Origin of the sequence: Tanticharoenia sakaeratensis NBRC 103193 (assembly GCF_000963885.1) — a bacterium.
Lineage (GTDB): Bacteria > Pseudomonadota > Alphaproteobacteria > Acetobacterales > Acetobacteraceae > Tanticharoenia > Tanticharoenia sakaeratensis.
The window spans coordinates 214,079-230,789 of the sequence record NZ_BALE01000010.1 but is presented as its reverse complement, the minus strand read 5'-3'; the positions used below and the strand labels follow the sequence as shown (position 1 = coordinate 230,789).

The 16,711-nt window shown below is 66.6% G+C and carries 18 protein-coding genes and 1 pseudogene; 9 read left to right on the top strand and 10 right to left on the bottom strand.

The genetic code is table 11. The features are described from left to right. Position 1 precedes the first annotated feature (1 nt). Together queC and B8446_RS04945 are read left to right on the top strand one after the other, a co-directional pair. A complete protein-coding gene (queC, locus tag B8446_RS04950) occupies positions 2–724 on the top strand; it encodes a 7-cyano-7-deazaguanine synthase QueC (protein ID WP_048847804.1) in 723 nt (240 codons plus the stop codon). Next, a complete protein-coding gene (locus B8446_RS04945; protein ID WP_048847802.1) occupies positions 721–1,293 on the top strand; it encodes a VUT family protein in 573 nt (190 codons plus the stop codon). The genes queC and B8446_RS04945 overlap by 4 nt, the downstream gene beginning before the upstream one ends. On the opposite strand, the gene B8446_RS04940 is transcribed toward B8446_RS04945, so the two are convergent. From B8446_RS04940 to msrB, 6 genes and pseudogenes are all read right to left on the bottom strand, one after another. Next, positions 1,248–1,814 carry a DUF2867 domain-containing protein gene (locus tag B8446_RS04940; RefSeq protein ID WP_084712076.1) on the bottom strand — a complete coding sequence of 189 codons (567 nt, stop codon included), beginning with the start codon at positions 1,812–1,814 and terminating at the stop codon, positions 1,248–1,250. The genes B8446_RS04945 and B8446_RS04940 overlap by 46 nt on opposite strands. 210 nt (positions 1,815–2,024) lie before the next feature. Further along, positions 2,025–2,540, bottom strand: a complete 516-nt coding sequence (locus B8446_RS16545; RefSeq protein ID WP_241767634.1) for a glutathionylspermidine synthase family protein — start codon at positions 2,538–2,540, stop codon at positions 2,025–2,027. A 225-nt stretch (positions 2,541–2,765) separates the two neighbouring features. Then, a pseudogene (locus B8446_RS16540) lies at positions 2,766–3,044 on the bottom strand (glutathionylspermidine synthase family protein); the annotation flags it as partial. A gap of 170 nt (positions 3,045–3,214) precedes the next feature. Further along, on the bottom strand, positions 3,215–3,427 hold the full coding sequence (locus tag B8446_RS04930; RefSeq protein WP_048847797.1) for a hypothetical protein: 213 nt from the start codon (positions 3,425–3,427) through the stop codon (positions 3,215–3,217). A gap of 19 nt (positions 3,428–3,446) precedes the next feature. After that, the gene (gene upp, locus B8446_RS04925; protein WP_048847795.1) at positions 3,447–4,112 is read right to left on the bottom strand and encodes a uracil phosphoribosyltransferase; all 666 of its coding nucleotides are present in this window, start codon (positions 4,110–4,112) and stop codon (positions 3,447–3,449) included. Positions 4,113–4,156: 44 nt separating this feature from the next. Further along, positions 4,157–4,567 (bottom strand): peptide-methionine (R)-S-oxide reductase MsrB, encoded by a 411-nt coding sequence (msrB, locus tag B8446_RS04920; protein WP_048847793.1) that lies wholly within the window; start codon positions 4,565–4,567, stop codon positions 4,157–4,159. 163 nt (positions 4,568–4,730) lie between these two features. On the opposite strand from msrB, the gene B8446_RS04915 reads away from it, so the two are divergent. The 6 genes from B8446_RS04915 to B8446_RS04890 all read left to right on the top strand — a co-directional run bounded on the left by B8446_RS04915 (position 4,731) and on the right by B8446_RS04890 (position 11,411). Next, positions 4,731–4,910, top strand: a complete 180-nt coding sequence (locus tag B8446_RS04915) for a CsbD family protein (RefSeq protein WP_048847791.1) — start codon at positions 4,731–4,733, stop codon at positions 4,908–4,910. 112 nt (positions 4,911–5,022) lie between these two features. After that, positions 5,023–6,558, top strand: a complete 1,536-nt coding sequence (gpmI, locus tag B8446_RS04910; protein ID WP_048848054.1) for a 2,3-bisphosphoglycerate-independent phosphoglycerate mutase — start codon at positions 5,023–5,025, stop codon at positions 6,556–6,558. A gap of 22 nt (positions 6,559–6,580) precedes the next feature. Continuing rightward, complete coding sequence (locus tag B8446_RS04905) at positions 6,581–7,876, top strand: murein hydrolase activator EnvC family protein (RefSeq protein WP_048847789.1); 1,296 nt, start codon at positions 6,581–6,583, stop codon at positions 7,874–7,876. A gap of 234 nt (positions 7,877–8,110) precedes the next feature. Next, positions 8,111–9,577, top strand: coding sequence for a S41 family peptidase (locus tag B8446_RS04900; protein WP_048848052.1), 1,467 nt, complete (start codon positions 8,111–8,113; stop codon positions 9,575–9,577). Further along, positions 9,564–10,766, top strand: coding sequence for a divergent polysaccharide deacetylase family protein (locus tag B8446_RS04895; protein ID WP_048847787.1), 1,203 nt, complete (start codon positions 9,564–9,566; stop codon positions 10,764–10,766). Before B8446_RS04900 ends, B8446_RS04895 begins: the two co-directional genes overlap by 14 nt. 129 nt (positions 10,767–10,895) lie before the next feature. Continuing rightward, positions 10,896–11,411: an RNA pyrophosphohydrolase gene (locus B8446_RS04890; protein WP_048847785.1), complete on the top strand. Its 516-nt coding sequence runs from the start codon at positions 10,896–10,898 to the stop codon at positions 11,409–11,411. Here B8446_RS04890 and B8446_RS04885 read toward each other — a convergent pair. The 4 genes from B8446_RS04885 to B8446_RS04870 all read right to left on the bottom strand — a co-directional run bounded on the left by B8446_RS04885 (position 11,363) and on the right by B8446_RS04870 (position 15,533). Further along, positions 11,363–11,803, bottom strand: a complete 441-nt coding sequence (locus B8446_RS04885) for an NUDIX hydrolase (protein WP_053053704.1) — start codon at positions 11,801–11,803, stop codon at positions 11,363–11,365. The two genes, B8446_RS04890 and B8446_RS04885, sit on opposite strands and share 49 nt — an antisense overlap. Beyond that, entirely contained in the window at positions 11,800–13,572 is a 1,773-nt protein-coding gene (locus B8446_RS04880) for an ABC transporter ATP-binding protein (RefSeq protein WP_048847783.1), read from the bottom strand. The genes B8446_RS04885 and B8446_RS04880 overlap by 4 nt, the downstream gene beginning before the upstream one ends. Positions 13,573–13,716: 144 nt before the next feature. Beyond that, positions 13,717–14,922: a CCA tRNA nucleotidyltransferase gene (locus B8446_RS04875; RefSeq protein WP_048847781.1), complete on the bottom strand. Its 1,206-nt coding sequence runs from the start codon at positions 14,920–14,922 to the stop codon at positions 13,717–13,719. Next, positions 14,919–15,533 (bottom strand): DUF1285 domain-containing protein, encoded by a 615-nt coding sequence (locus tag B8446_RS04870; protein ID WP_084712093.1) that lies wholly within the window; start codon positions 15,531–15,533, stop codon positions 14,919–14,921. The genes B8446_RS04875 and B8446_RS04870 overlap by 4 nt, the downstream gene beginning before the upstream one ends. 138 nt (positions 15,534–15,671) lie before the next feature. On the opposite strand from B8446_RS04870, the gene B8446_RS04865 reads away from it, so the two are divergent. After that, complete coding sequence (locus B8446_RS04865; protein WP_048847779.1) at positions 15,672–16,700, top strand: AAA family ATPase; 1,029 nt, start codon at positions 15,672–15,674, stop codon at positions 16,698–16,700. The last annotated feature ends 11 nt before the right edge of the window (positions 16,701–16,711 follow it).

Genomic DNA, 16,711 nt, shown 5'->3' with positions numbered 1-16,711 from the left:
CATGATGCTCTCTTCAGATACCGCACTCGTCCTGTTTTCGGGCGGACAGGATTCCGCGACCTGCCTGGCCTGGGCTCTTGCGCGCCATGCCCATGTCGAGACGATCGGTTTCGACTACGGCCAGCGCAACCGGATCGAACTCGACGTACGCGATACGGTGCGCACGCGGATGGGCGCACTCGATGCCGACTGGTCCGAACGACTTGGCGCGGACCACGTTCTGGATCTGGGGATCCTCGGGCAGATCAGCGACACCGCGATGACGCGTGACGTCACGATCGCCATGCAGGCGAACGGACTTCCGAATACTTTCGTGCCCGGTCGCAATCTTCTGTTTCTAACCTTCGCGGCGGCTCTCGCCTACCGCAGGGGTGCCCGCCATATCGTCACCGGCGTCTGCGAGACCGATTATTCCGGCTATCCCGATTGCCGCGACGATACGATCAAGGCCATGCAGGTCGCGCTCAATCTCGGCATGGACACGCGCTTCGTGCTGCAGACCCCGCTCATGTGGCGGGACAAGGCCCAGACCTGGACGCTCGCGCAGGAAACCGGTGGCGCCGCTCTCGTCGAACTGATCCGACGCGAAACCCACACCTGTTACGAAGGCGAACGCACGCATCTCCATGACTGGGGATATGGATGCGGCACCTGCCCGGCCTGCGCACTGCGCGCGGAAGGCTGGAAGCGGTTCCGTGCGCAGAGCGGCATCGCAGCGTCATGACAGGCCCGCAGACCCGTCGTCGCGTCGAAGGGATGGTGCTGTTCGCGGCATATGCCGCCTGCGTGCCGTTCGCGAACTGGCTGATCGGGCATGTCGGCACGATGTGCATTCCCCATGGACCGTGCGTGCTGCCCGTGGCACCCGGCCTCATGGCGCCAAGTGGCGTCGTGGCGGCAAGCCTGGCCCTGATCCTGCGCGACCTCGTGCAGCGTCGTCTCGGCCTTGCCTGGTCGGCGGTCGCGGTCGGCGTTGGCGCGGCCCTGTCGGCGATCTTCGCGCCCCCTGCCCTGATCCTGGCATCGACACTGGCCTTCGCCGTTTCCGAAACGCTTGACCTTGCGGTCTACACGCCGCTGCAAAGACGCGGCCTCGTTATCGCAGCACTCGCCAGCAGCCTTGCGGGCCTCGTGGCCGACAGTCTCGTGTTCCTGACACTCGCATTCGGCAATCTCGACCTTCTGGCCGGTCAGGTCGTCGGCAAGTTCTGGGTCGTCCTGGCAACGCTGCCCGCCCTCGCGGCAGTTCAGGCGCGCGACCGCAGGCTCGGACTGTCGACAGACCCGTCCTGAAGGTTCTGGCGGGCCATCCGCGAGAGCATGGATCGCACGACAATCCGGTGCGCCGGCCTGATAAGGGCGAGATAGACGCGCCCCAGCGTATTGTGACACCAGACTTCGGTCGTCGCGGCGATCAGTTCGCCCTGCCTTGCCCGCACCCTGCGAAACGCAATACGGAAATCGAGATGCCGGTCCCGGGCACCGAGCATGACTTCATCGGGCCCGGCATGCAGAACCGGAAAGAAGTCGATCCGGTCGGCCGTTTCGAGTTCCTGCCGAAGCATCGCCGATGTTGCGACGCCGAAGGGGGCCACGATGCGATCGCGAATTCCGATCAGGACGCGAAACCAGCCTGGCGGCGTTCCAAGGACGGCCTCGACGCTTGCACGCAGATCGGCCACCGGCCGCGGCAACGTGACGGCAAACGTATCGGCCAGATCCGGTCGATCCGAATTCCGCTTTGAAATCGTCTGATGTGGGCAAGATATTTCCCTGACACGCACATGGTGACGCGCCCTCGATAAGCTGGACATGGCAACAGCCTCCACAATTTTTTCTTGAAATGACAAGACAATTCGACGTGGCCCAGGGCTGCATCATCATCGGAAACGATTGCGAAACCCGAGGTGATCTGACGGTTTGCGTCGTGACGGTCGGAAGGGAGATCGTCCGGTCGGTTTTCGAGTGGATTCTTGATCGCATCCGGTAGCGCGGTGCCTGTGTGGGCCCCTGCAATGGCGCGCTCAGTGTGCGCCCGATGCGAAGCGTCTGGCCATGCGCGCCGGGATATCCATAAGACGCCGGGCTGGCCCACTGCGAATGACGTGCGGCACGATCGGAGAATCGTGGCAGATCACGGCATTTCTGGCGATGCCGCCTGCGTTTTCCCGCATCGTGATGCCCGCGAATGCATTGCCCACGATCCATGCGCCGACTGACGCGGGTACGCCATCGACTCTCTGATCGGCCAGCGCCTGATAGATGCGTGGATAGGCGCCGTAGCCGCCACCACGCGAGACCGCTTCGGAACTCTCTCTTACAAGGCCGACATTTTCTCCACCTCGCCCATGGATTGGCTTTTCCGCATAAGACGCCATTCCCTTGGGCGTTGCGCCGGCGCGCAGCAGGCGCGGATGCCCGGGGCGGCGGTCCCAGAGCGCCGGCAGCAATGCCTTGTTCGACAGAAGCGACGTCCAAGGCGGATTGAGAAAAATGCATCCACAGTCTTGCAGATGACGCGCGCCTGCATCACGAAACATCAGTTCTCACGGATACATGCGGATCATCGTGCGCGCGATCCGGCCGCGATAGAGCAGTCGGCCGTCGGTCGAGATGTGCAGCTCGCACAATGCGCATGGCACTGCCTCGATGCCCGCGCGCGTGCCTGATCTTCGCGATTATCGGGATACGGCACGACGTGCACAACGTCGCCGACCCGACCGTTTTTACGCAGCCGTTTCAACCGGTCCGCAATCGCATGTTCGTCAAGCGACGCGCGCCCAAGGGCCGGCCCTGTCGGCGTGCCAGACCGACTGCATCCGCGTGCTTTCCGGCAGGGTCGCGTGTGCGTCGGCATTGTATTCGATAAGCTTGGGCGCGCCGCCGTTCCACGCGAAATCGAAGCACCCGATCAGGAACGGATCCCGTCGCCACCAGGGCTCGCGTACGACCGACTGCATCGTTGGCGGGATATGAAATGCCTCGAGCCCATGCGACGCGCGAACCGCCTCGCCCACGAGCTCGAGACACAGGCAATGGAGTGTTTCATTGCCCTGCGCAACAGCGCCGAGTTACGGCGCGATAAAACGGAGCAGACATCCTCGCGCCAGGCTGCCGTCGGCGCGACAGGCGTAGTCGTATCTGATCCGCGCTGCCACCGCTTCCCTGTCGGGGCGAAGCAGAACGCGAATACGCCGCAGCGTCACTCGCCGCTTCACGCGATGCGTTCCTTGTCGTCGTCATCATTGCGCGACCTGCCGGACGGCCAGACGGCGTTGCCGCCGATCTGGGTGGAACAATCGCAGTCCCGCTTCGCGCCTGTCTTTTCGTTGAGAGCATGACAATCGTCATGATCGGTGTGCGCGCTACAGGCGATGATGCCGCCGACACCCACGGCGCCCAGAAATGCGCCAAGCCGTTGACCCATCGCCGGGATGGCACCACGCCTACTTCGTGCCGAACAGCCGGTCGCCTGCGTCACCCAGGCCGGGGCGGATATAGCCGTGATCGTCCAGCTCGCGATCGATGGCGCAGGTCACGATCTTCACGTCAGGATGGCGTTCGTTCATGTGTGCCACGCCTTCCGGCGATGCAAGCAGACACACGAAGACGATGTTCGTGACCCCGGCCGCCTTCACGCGATCGATGGCGGCCGCAGCACTGTGGCCGGTCGCCAGCATGGGATCGACGACGATGCAGTCGCGCTCGGCCACGTCCTCGGGGAACTTAAGATAATATTCGACAGCTTCGAGCGTGTTCGGATCGCGATAAAGGCCGACATGGCCGACGCGCGCCGCCGGAACCAGATCGAGCATGCCGTCCAGAATGCCGTTGCCCGCTCGCAGGACGGAAACGAAACACAGTTTCTTACCGGACAGGGCCCAGCCTTCCATGCGCTCCAGCGGCGTCTCGATCTCGATCGGTTCCACTGCGAGATCGCGCGTTGCCTCGTAGCACATCAGCAGGCTGAGTTCGCGCGTCAGCCGCCGGAAACCGGCGGTCGACGTGCTGGCCTGGCGCAGGCGCGTCAGCTTGTGGCGGACCAGCGGATGGTCGAGCACAACCGGCGGAATGGCGGACGGGATCGGGGCGTTGGGAGACGTATCGGTCATGAACCGACTTTACCGCGATCGCGCGTGCCTCGCTACTGCGCCGATCAGGCCGTCTCGCCCGGATGAAACGAGAGCGCCAGACCGTTCATGCAATACCGCTCCCCCGTGGGACGCGGGCCGTCGGGAAAGACGTGCCCCAGATGACCATGACATTTCGCGCAGTGGATTTCGGTGCGCACCATGCCGAAGGCCGTATCGGTCGTGCTGCCGACAGCGCCCGGCAGCGGCGCCCAGAACGACGGCCAGCCGCTGCCGCTCTCGTACTTCGTCTTCGAACTGAACAGCGGCGTTCCGCAATCGGCGCAATGATAGACACCTTCACGCTTCTCGTCGTTCAGGGGGCTCGATCCGGGCCGTTCAGTGCCGTGCTCGCGCATGATCCGGCGCTGTTCGGGGCTGAGGGGCGTGCCGCAGGAAACGGGGCCGCAGGATGCGGGCGTGGTCGGTTCGGTCATGACGATGTCCTTCGAGGTGGCCCGGTCCGGAACGCGGGCGGGACGGTTCCATGCCTATGTGGGTCTGCAAAATTAAGTCTTCCAGCCCCGCCATGCGAGCGGAAACTCCATGTTCGGCATGCCGTTAGCCTCGATACCATCGTCTTCAAAAGGAGTAAGACCGATGAGCAAGACTTCCGACAAGATCAGCGGCGCCGCCAACCAGATAGCCGGCAAGGCCAAACAGGGCGTCGGCAAGGCGACCAAGAACGATCGCCTCGAGGCAGAAGGCACGGCCCAGGAACTCAAGGGCCACGCCCAGGAAGCCAAGGGTCGGGTCAAGGGCGCCATCGACAAGGTCTGATCGCGCTCTTTTCACCTGATACTGCAAAACGCCGGGACGAGTGATCGTCCCGGCGTTCGCATATCTGCCGGGTGATGGCATGATGGCGGCGATTGCGAGGAGAGCCCTGCCCATGTCCGATACCGCCCACCCGCCCAAGCCTGTCATGCTGGTGATCCTCGACGGATTCGGCTGGCGCGAGGACGATGCCGACAACGCCGTCCGTCTGGCGAACACGCCCAATTTCGACCGGCTATGGGCCCAGGGGCCCCGCGCCTTCCTTGCGACCTGCGGCGAGGATGTCGGCTTGCCGGAAGGCCAGATGGGCAATTCCGAAGTCGGTCATCTCAACATCGGCGCGGGCCGTGTCGTCATGCAGGAACTGCCACGGATCTCCCGTGCCGCCCGCGATGGCTCGCTGGCCGATATCGCAGCACTGCGGAACCTGATCGCGACCCTGCGCGACACCGGCGGCACCTGCCATCTGCTGGGCCTGATCTCGCCCGGCGGCGTTCATGCTCATCAAGACCATGCCGTGGCCCTCGCGAAAGTGGTGGCAGGCGCAGGCATCCCGGTCGCAGTTCATGTCTTCACGGATGGCCGCGACTGCGCACCGCGCGCAGCCGAACAGGATCTGACGGCGTTTGCCGCGGCATTGCCGCCGGGTGCCCGGATCGCAACGGTCTCGGGCCGTTATTTCGCCATGGATCGCGACAAGCGGTGGGATCGCGTCTCGAAGGTCTATGACGTGATGGTGTTGGCCGAAGGCGCCCTCATCACGGCCCCCGAGGCAGCGCTTCACGAGGCCTATGCCCGTGACACATCGGACGAATTCGTCACCCCCAGCGTCATGGAAGGCTACGGCGGCATGCGCGACGGCGACGGGCTCGTCTCGTTCAATTTCCGCGCCGACCGCATTCGTGAATTGCTCGATGCGCTGCTCGAACCCGATTTCGACGGTTTCGCCCGCACGAAGACGATCCGGTTCGCCGATGCCTGCGCGATGTCGCCCTACAGCGAGACGCTGGCCAAACGCATGAGCGTGCTGTTCCCGAAGCAGAGCCTCGACAATCTGCTGGGTGACGTGGTGGCGCAGGCCGGCCGGACGCAGCTCCGCATGGCGGAGACCGAGAAATATCCGCACGTGACCTACTTCCTGAATGGCGGCCGCGAGGCGGTCCTGCCGGGGGAAGAGCGGATCATGGTGTCCTCCCCCAAGGTTGCAACCTATGACCTGCAACCTGAAATGTCCGCCCCCGAGCTGACGGATCGCGCTGTCGAGGCCATCGAAAGCGGCAGGTTCGATCTGATCGTGCTCAACTTCGCGAATCCCGACATGGTGGGACATACCGGCGTGCTGTCGGCGGCCATCCGTGCGTGCGAGGCGGTCGACCAGGGGCTGGGCCGTATCGCGGACGCCATCACGCGCCAGGGCGGCGCCCTACTGGTCACGGCCGATCACGGCAACTGCGAGACGATGCGCGATCCGGCCACCGGCGGGACGCATACGGCCCATACGCTCAACCGTGTGCCGGTGATGCTGGCTGGCGGACAGGGCCACGGTCTTTCGGACGGGCGGCTGGCCGATCTCGCACCCACGCTTCTGGCGTTGATGGGCCTTGCGCAGCCGGACGCAATGACGGGTCATTCGCTGCTGACCGACGCCTGATCGTCCTGCTCCGGACGCCCGGATGCCGCATGTCCGTGCCATGCTGTTGGCGGCCCTTGCAGCGGCCGCTCCTGCCTTGGCCGCACCGCATCATCGCCCTCCGGCGCACGTGTCGCACGCGGCGCCGAGCCATGCCGCGCGCGATGCCCTGCTGAAAGCCCGGGCCGAGCGCGCGGCGCTGGCACGACAGCAGGCGGCCCAGGCCCAGATGGTCCAGGCGCGCACCAGGGCACAGGCACTGGCGCAGGCCCGCGCCCTTCAGGCCGCCACCCGTGCCCAGACGCTGGGAGCCGTGAGCGACGCCGATCGCGCAGCCCTCGCCCAGACCACGCAGCAGCTCGATGCCACGGCCGCGCGGATCGCCGTCCTGCGCGCGGATCAGGCGCGCACACAGACGGCGATTGCGAACAATGCCGCAACGCTGCGGGCCCTTCTGCCCACGGCGCTGCGGGTATCGGCGCATCCCAATGCCACACTGCTGGTCGCCTCCAGTCACCCCGGGGACGTGGTGCGCGGCCTGACCATCCTCTCCGGCGTCGCCATGCTGACGGACCGGAGCGCGGGTATCCTGCGCGACCAGACGGCAGCCCTCGACCGGACGAACACGGAATTGTCGGCGCAGTCGGCACAGCTTGCCGCCCTGCAGGACAAGCAGGCGGCCCACGCCCGCGCCGCGGCCCAGTCAGCCACCAGCGCACGATGGGTGCAGCGCCAGGATGACAATGCCCTCGCCCGCGCCCGTGCCGCGGCCAGTGCCGCCGTGGCGCAGGCCGCGGCCCTTTCGACCGCGCTCTCACAGATCGATGCTGCCGAACGCGCTGCCGAGGCCAAAGCCGATGCAGAAGCCCGTGCCGCCGAAACGGCGCATCAGGCCGCCCGCGCCCATGACGCGCAGACGCGCGCCCAGACCCTTGCCAACACGCTGTCCGGCCATGCCGGGCCCGGCCTTGCATCCCACGGGGGCGCGGCACCTGTCGCCGGGCCGGTGCTGACGGCATTCGGCCAGACCACGGAAGCCGGGCCCGCCACCGGCATCACCTATGCCGCCGACCCCGGCAGCGCCGTACGTGCGCCGTGCTCGGGTGCCGTGGAGTTCGCCGGGCCGTTTCGGTCCTTCGGACGGATGCTGATCCTCGATTGCGGACGCGGCTATCGTTTCGTCATCGCCGGGATGGGATCGCTTTCGGTCGCCCGCGGCGCGCAGATCGGGCGCGGCGCCCCCTTGGGCGTCATGGGCTCGACGGGCAGATCGCGGCCGATCCTGTTCGTCCAGTTGCGACAGGGCGCACAGAGCGTCGATCCGGCGCCGTTCCTGTGAGAAGCGGCAGATGCACCTGGGTCATGTCGAGAACATGACGATGCAGCAATCCGCGCGATCGGAGTTTCGCGGTGCCGCGCGAGCGTCTAAGCTCGCCCACGTTAGAAGTTTGTCAACCTTCGGCGCCCTAGATTGCCTGCGGTCAATAACCAGGACGCGGGCGCCGGACAGCGTATGGGACCGGTGGTTGCCCGATATCGATTCGGGCCGGCCGCGTTCGGGGAAACGAAGGGTATGAAGTTGCGCAACGGTCTGCTGCTCGGCAGCGCATTTGCCATCGGTCTGGCAGCGGGGCCGCTTGCGGGCCGGATCGCAGGACTGCCGGAAGGTCCCTTCAGCCTCGGCATGGCGGCCCTGGCGCAGGAAGTCCCGGCGAGTGCCGCCGATTCCGGAAATCACGCGGAAATTGCCCGCTACCTTGTGCTGTTCGGTCAGGTGCTCGACCTCGCACGCGCGAAATATGTCGAGCCGGTCAGCGTGCACGACCTGATCAACAACGCCCTGTCCGGCATGATCAGCGGCCTTGATCCGCACAGTTCGTACATGACCGAAAAGCAGTACGGGGACATGAAGATCCAGACGACCGGCAATTACGGTGGTCTCGGCATCGAGGTTCAGGGCCAGGACGGCCACATCCGGATCGTGGCCCCCTTCGACGGCAGTCCGGCGGCCCGCGCCGGCCTCAAGCCCGGCGACTATATCGTCGCCGTCAACGGGCATGACGTGGATGGCCAGCCGGTCGATACCGTCGTGCAGACGATGAAAGGCAAGCCCGGCGAGAAGATCGCCGTTACCGTCCTGCGCGAGAAGGCCCCCAAGCCCATCACCGTCACCATGACGCGCGAGATCATCCATCTTCAGGTCGTGCGCTCAGCTCTGTACGGCAATATCGGCTACATCCGCGTCTCCCAGTTCACGGAAGAAACCGAAGCCCGGATGCATGAAGCCTTCAACAAGCTGAAGGCCCAGGCCGATGCCAAAGGCGCCGGCGGCAAGCTGCAGGGCCTCGTTCTCGACCTGCGCAGCGATCCCGGCGGCCTGCTGAACCAGGCGATTGCCGTCAGCGACGATTTCATTCCGGAAGGGCAGATCGTGTCCATCCGGGCCCGCGACCCGCATGAGGATCAGCGCTGGGACGCGCGCGGCACGGACATGACGAACCATCTGCCGATCGTCGTCCTGATCGACGGGGGCACGGCGTCGGCCGCGGAGATCGTCGCAGGCGCCCTTCAGGACCACAGGCGCGCCGTGCTGCTCGGCACGAAGTCGTTCGGCAAGGGCTCGGTCCAGACCATCTTTCCGTTCCCGGGATATGGCGCTGTCCGCCTGACGACCGCTCGTTACTACACGCCGTCGGGACGCTCGATCCAGGGCCTGGGGATCGTGCCGGACATTGCAGTCAAGGACAGCCGGTCCGACCCGGGTTTCAGCGTTCACGAAGCGGATCTCGCCCATATCATCAAGAACGAGGGCGGCAACCGGTCGAAGCCGGTCGCCCGCACCGATCTGCCCGCGATCGCCGGCTCCATTCCGGACGAGCCGCCCGCGAACTGGCCCGACCTCGACCTGACCAAGCCCGATACCGACTTCCAGCTTCAGGAAGGCCTGCGCGTCGTGCGCTCGATGGCCGGCCTGCCGGCGCCGGACGTCACGGCCAATGCGACACCGCCGCATAATGCGACTGCCCATGCGGTTCCGTAAGGAACGCCCATCTCCTTCGGCTCCCGACAATCGGTCGCGCGCCCTGTCGGGTTCGGATGTGCCGATCGGCGCTGACCCGTCGGCGCGTCTGGGTGCCCCGCGCGACGATGCATCCGCGCCGAGACCACCCGGCCTCTGGGCGCGCCTGCCAGAAGCGGGGCGTATCCTGCTCCTTGCATGGGCAGGTCTCGCCACGGCGACGCTGGCGACCGGCGCGACGCTCGCCTGGCTCGGCCCCTTGCCCAAGCCGGCCGCGCCCGCTGCTCATGGCACACCTGCCTCTGTGAAATCCGCAGCAGCACACCTTCCGTCGGAACCGCAGAACAACCAGCCGCCGGTCCCGGATCGGACAGCCGTATCGCAGCCGACAGCCTCTACGGCTCCGTCTCTCCCGGCGCCCGCGCATTTGCCGACACCATCAGGTCCGGTCGTGACTCTGGTGATTGATGGTGTCGGCTTCTCTGCCGATCTCACCGGGCAGGCACTGGCTCTGCCGTCCGCAATCGGCGTCATCGTTTCGCCGTATCTGCCCGACGCCTCCACAGCGGCGGACGAGGCGCGCGCGCATGGGCACGCGGTGCTGCTCTCGCTGCCGATGGAGCCCTCGCAAGGTGCACGGGATGATGAAGGCCCCCAGCAGCTCGGCGGCGTCCACACAGCGCAGGAGGATCAGGATGCGCTGACCTGGGCCCTGTCACGGCTTCCGCATCCCGACGGCGTCACGGATCTCGCATCCGGCATGACCGGCGGCGCCTTCGTATCCTCACCCGACTTCGATCCCATCGCCCGACGTCTGGAAGAGGCGCATCTCACCTTCATCGAAGCCGAGCCCGGACGCGCGCGAACAGCGCCGGGCGCCACGGCGGATGTTTCGATCGATGGTGACAGCGATGCGACAGGGATCGACCGGCAGCTCGCAGCCCTGACGACCGTCGCGGCACGAAACGGGCATGCGCTTGGCGTCGCCGGCCCGCTCACGCCGGCCCTGCTGGCGCGTATCACTGAATGGTCGAAAGGCTTGCAGGCTGTCCGGCTGGTACCGGTCTCCAGGCTGACGGAACATGAGGCGCCGTCGCCGCTTGAAACCGTTGCCGTCTCGGCGGCGCCCCTGCCTGCGTCCGCCTCACCTGTTGCGAGCGGAGCCGACGTGAGCGGAGCCAACGTGCAGGCGGACGCCCCAGCCAACTAGATCGTCCGGATATCCGGGTCGGGACGCGGGATAGCGGTCCAAACGTACATTACGTCGCATCGGGGCTTCGTCGACCGGGTGAACTGCTCTACATCGGAAACCGTGCCCCGCTCCCGAAGGAACCCTGCCTTGACGGCCCCCGATCCGACCACCCTTCCCTATCGACCGAATGTCGGCGCGATCATCGTCAACCGGGCGGGAGACGTGTTTCTGGCACGCCGCGCCGACCTGGTCGGCCGTACGCCCGATCGCGGACCCGAGGATGGGGTATGGCAGTTCCCTCAGGGCGGGATCGACGATGGGGAAGCGCCCGAGCAGGCGCTGTTTCGGGAACTGGGCGAGGAAATCGGCACGAACGATGTCAGCGTTCTGGCGCGTCATGGCGAATGGCTGAGTTACGATCTGCCGCCGCATCTGATCGGACGCGCGCTCGGCGGCCGTTATCGGGGACAGACGCAGGTCTGGTTCGTCGTGCGCTTCAACGGCAGGGATTCGGACATCCGTCTGGACGCGCATCTGCCGGCCGAGTTCGATGCATGGCGCTGGGTGCCGATCGGTGACGTCCAGCGTTTCGATCTCGGCTTCAAACGCGCACTCTATGCGCGTCTGGCCGAGGATTTCGCTGAAATCATCCAGCCGTCATAGGCCGACCACGCCACATCCGTAAGCGGCGCGCACGGCAGCAGCCGGCCATCATCGTCGCGGCCGGCACGATCCATCCAGGCGATCTCGGCAATCTCGGCCCGAGCGGAAAACAGACCGTCCAGCTCGACCTGCAGAAGGGTTGCCTCGACATCGAAGCCCGCCTCGTTGGCCGCAGGCGCCCGCAATACGTCGCCTGGCCAACGGTCGTGCTCGAAGCGCAACGCGCATCCCAGTTCTTCGACAATTTCGCGCCGCAGGGTTTCTTCTGCCGTCTCGCCCGGCTCGGGCTTGCCGCCGGGAAACAGGAACAGCGCAGTGTTCGCCTTGCGCACAAGCAGGATCCGGCCATCCGCGCGCATGACCCACGCGCAGACGACCGACACGGTCTTCACGACAGGACTTCCAGTTCCAGCGACTGTGTCCGAACGAGACGCGCGTAGATGCCGTCCGCCCGCAACAGTTCGGCGTGGGTGCCATATTCGATCGCCCGCCCCTCGCTCATCACGACGATCAGATCGGCCGACTGAACGGTCGACAGACGGTGGGCGACGACAATCGTCGTGCGCCCCTGCCTGAGATGCGCAAGCGTCGCCTGCACTTTGGCTTCGCTGTCGGAATCGAGCGCGCTCGTCGCTTCGTCCAGCAGCAGCAGGCGCGGATCGCGCAGAAGGGCCCGGGCCAGGGCCACGCGCTGACGCTGGCCGCCCGACAGGCGCTGCCCGCCCGGCCCGACCGGCGTATCCAGCCCATTGGGCAGGCTGGCTGCGAAGTCCACGGCTGCCGCTTCGGCGGCATGCTCGATTTCGGCGCGAGATGCATCCGGTCGCCCGAGGCGGATGTTGTCGAGCACCGACATGTCGAACAGGATCGTGTCCTGACTGACATAGGCAATCGCATCGCGCAGGGACGCCAGCGTCAGATCGCGCAGATCGACGCCATCGAGCAGGATCCGGCCGCCGGCGACATCATGCAGGCGCGGGATCAGGGACAGGGCCGTCGATTTGCCGGCACCCGATGGCCCGACCAGGGCGACCGTGCGGCCGGGGCGCGCCTCGAAGTCGAAACCGCGAAGCCCGCGCCGGCCGTCGGGATAGTAGAAATCGACCCCCTGAAACTGAAGATGGCCGGACCCGGCAGGCAATTCACGCGCGCCGGGACGTTCGGCTACGGCAGGCGGCTCGTCGATGACGGCGAACACGCGCGCCATGCCGGCGAGCCCCTCCTGCAGCGCCGCATTCAGCGCACCCAGTGCCCGCAAGGGGCGTGCCGCAGCGAAGAGCGCCGTCACGAAGCCCGAGAAATCGCCGAGAGAGGCACCGCCAGTGGCCGCCCGCCACCCGGCGAACCCGAGCACCAGCGCGATCGCCGTCCCGCCGAGGACCTCCAGCACCGGATCGACCCGCGCCCGACCGCGCGCGATGCGCAGGAAGGCGTTGTGCAGCAGGTCGAGCGAGGCGTTCACCCGCGCGCCTTCCGTCTGCTCCATCCGGTAGATCCGGACCTGCCGGGCCAGACCGAAGCTCTCGGTCAGCAGGGCGGCGGTGTGACCGATCTGTTCCTGCATGCCACCGGACGCACGCCGCACGCGACGGCCGAGCTTCTGAATCGGCACGGCCGCCACCGGATAGAGCACCAGTGCGATGACGCTGAGTTCCCAGTCCATGTAGACCATGGAGCCGACCAGACCGACGACGGTCACGACATCGCCCAACGCGTTGACCACCCGCACCATGGCCTCGCGGATCGAGACGGCATCGGTCGTGAAACGCGCGGCCCAGCGCGCGGGTGCCTCTTCCTCGACGCGCGTGATGTCGGCGCGTAGCGTATGGGCGAACATGCGCGCCTGCAGGCCGCGGATGACCGTCAGCACGAGGCCCTGCACGGCGATGCTCTGGCCATACTGCGCGGCCGCCTTGGCGCTCGTGATGATCACCACGAGAGCCGGCACCTGATACAGGATGCGCGGATCGTGTCCTGCGAACATGTCGACCGCACGGGAGATCACGACCGGATAGAGCGCGGTCAGCCCGGCCATGAGAATGGTCAGCAGCACGACGGACGCGATCATCCCGGGGTGCTGGCGGACTGCCTCGCGCCACAGGCGGCGCAGCAATGCGCGACTGCGCGGTTCCAGCGGATCGGGTTTTGCGGAAGCGTCCATGTCCGGCGGCTTACAGCGGCCCGGCGGTCATGGAAAGCCTGACGCACCGCCTCGCGGTATCGAGCCGCGAATGCGATCTATCGCAGGCCACCTGAATGCCTCCCGCCATGCGACATGCCACAGACCAGTCCGCGTCATGCGAACTCAAGAGGTCGCAATTTCACGCAGGCGCGCCAGGCAGGCGGCGCGATCGGCCCGACACCCGCCCGCACGCCACCACGCCTCGACCGAACGCAGGGCCTGTCCCATCGCGGGCCCGGGTTTCAGACCCACGGATGCCGCGTCGCGCCCTGTCAGCGGATAGACCGGCTGGTCGATCGCCTCGATCCGGGCGCGCAACGCGTTCCAGTCGCCGCATGCCCCGTTCTCCGCCTGCGCCAGCCATGTCCGGTCTGTCAGCGTGCGGGCGCTTTCGAGCGACCGTGCCCGTCTGAGCGCATCGTCATCCCAGTCAGGCGCAGGTTTTTCGGCAGAAGCGGATGTCGCAGCCTCAAGGCGCGCGATCTGCGCGTTCGACAGGCGCAGCGCTCGCGCGGCACCGACGGCGTCTGTCGCGATCATCACAAGACGCAGGATCGGATCGGCGGGCAATCCGCGCACGATCAGGGTCTCGAGCTGTGCAATCCGGGCGTCGGTCGTTGCGATCACATGAGGCAGAACGCCACCTTCCGCCATCGCGCGCAGCATCGCGACCACGCGCGGACCACCCAGAAGGCGCAGGAACTCGGATGCGACGCGCTCACGTGACAATTTGTCGATCAACGTGGCATGCGCCGTGATCGCGGCCAGAGCCGGTCCGTCGATCACATCGCCGCCGAACCGCGCCGTGAACCGGAAGAAGCGCAGGATGCGCAGCGCGTCTTCCTCGATCCGAAGTCCCGGATCGCCGACGAAGCGGACGCGCCGGGCTTCGAGATCCGCAAGGCCGCCGAAATAGTCGTGAATTCGCCCATCCCGCCCGCAGGACATGGCATTGATCGTGAAATCCCGTCGCGCTGCATCTTCACGCCAGTCCGAAGTCCACGAGACGACCGCATGGCGTCCGTCCGTTTCATCGTCGCGCCGCAGGGTCGTGATTTCGAACGGCCGTGCGTCGATCACGGCCGTGACGGTCCCGTGGGACAGCCCGGTCGGCACGACCTTGATGGAGGCCGCCTCCAGCAGCGCCTGCACACGCTCGGGCGGCTCGGGCGTCGCGAGGTCGAGGTCGCTCGGCACATGACCGCACAGAAGATCGCGTACGGAGCCGCCGATCAGACGCGCATCGGGAAGAAGATCGAAAAGCCGGGTCAGACCGTCATGGCCGGGCAGTGGCGCGAGATCGGCCCGGGCCGCCTGCAAGCCCGTCACAGATCGTCCATGCAGTCATGGCCGGCGCCGGGCATGGGACCGAGCGGGAAGAACACGTCCTGGCTCCAGACGCCCATGCAGGGTCGCCCATCCGCATGGCCGGGGACAGCAAGGGCCGCCAGCTCGTAGTAGACCGCGCGCGTCAGTCTGGCCTGGATCGGCATTCCGTCCTCGCCGCTGCGCACGGTCAGATAGGGAACGGCACCTGCACAATCCTCCGCACAAGGCGCATCCCAGTGACAGAGCAGCGGATGATCCGGCCCTGCACAGACGACCTCATCGACATTGGTCCGGAAACACAGGTTCTGGCGCCGTCCGCAGGTGCCGTGAAAGTCGAGCGCCACCGCCAGGAACGGCGCGTCCTCCACCTGTATCGTGCCGCTCTCGGTCGGCGTGCGCATCCAGAAGGTGCCCTCGGCATCGCGCGTGAGCATGGAGGCGAACAGGCAGACCATGGGTTTGCGGGTGATCGGCGTCCCGCGATAGAGCCAGGTGCCGTCGCGCCGGATCAGGAACGGCAGCACGCGTCGGGCCAGAGGCGTGTGGGCCGGGGTGACGGAGGATGGCGCAGCCTTGGCGCACCCGTGCGCGGAAAGATCCTGCCGCGGCATGAGATTGCGTTCGTCGCGCACTATACTTCTCCGAAAACCTGAAAAAACCGGGCCGGGCGACAACGACCGCCCGGCGTGCGGCAGATAGTGGGTGCGCTTTCGTCTTGATGAAAGCCCCGGACGTGTCAGATTGGCGGCATGAGCGATACCACGTCTTTCCATCCGGGCTCCCCTGTGACCGAGCGCGCCCCGTCCGACGACGCGGCGCTGGCCGATCGGGTGACGGCCTCCCTTGCGGAAATCAGAGGCGAAATCGGCCGTCACGTGCTCGGTCAGGATGACGTGATCGCAAACCTGCTCATCACCATCCTGTCAGGCGGCCACGCCCTTCTGGTCGGCGCACCGGGCCTGGGCAAGACGCTGCTGGTGAATACGACCGCGCGCGTGCTGGGGCTGGATGCCAAGCGCGTGCAGTTCACGCCCGACCTGATGCCGTCCGACATCACAGGGGCGGAAATCCTCGATCAGGACGACGCCGGCCACCGACGGTTCCGCTTCGTGCCGGGCCCGATTTTCTGCCAGATGCTGATGGCCGACGAGATCAACCGCGCCAGCCCGCGAACCCAGTCGGCACTCCTGCAGGCCATGCAGGAATATCGCGTGGCACAGGCCGGGATCGAGCATGCGCTGCCGCGTCCGTTCCATGTGCTGGCAACGCAGAACCCGATCGAACAGGAAGGCACCTATCCCCTGCCAGAAGCGCAGCTTGACCGGTTCATGCTGCGGATCATGCTGGGCTTCCCGGATGCCGCACACGAACGCGCGATGCTGCTGGCGACGACCGGCGTCGAGGGTGCTGCGCCGCGTGCCGTCTTCTCGTCCGAGTCGCTGATGGCGGCCCAGGCGCTGGTGCGGCGCCTGCCGGTCGGCGACAAGGTCGTGGACATGATCGTGAACCTCGTGCGCAGCCTCCGCCCCGAAAGCGCGACCAGGGCCGAGACGCGGGACGCCGTGGCTTATGGTCCCGGCCCGCGCGCGGCCCAGGCCCTGATGCTTGCCGTGCGCGCCCGTGCCCTTCTGGACGGCCGTCTGGCACCGAGCCCCGACGATGTGCTGGCCCTGGCCGAACCCACGCTCGCCCATCGCATGGCGCTGACCTTCTCGGCCCGCGCGGACGGCGCCTCCCTCGAGACGATGATCGCAGGACACGCCGCGGCGCTGGCATAAGGCCGCCCCGG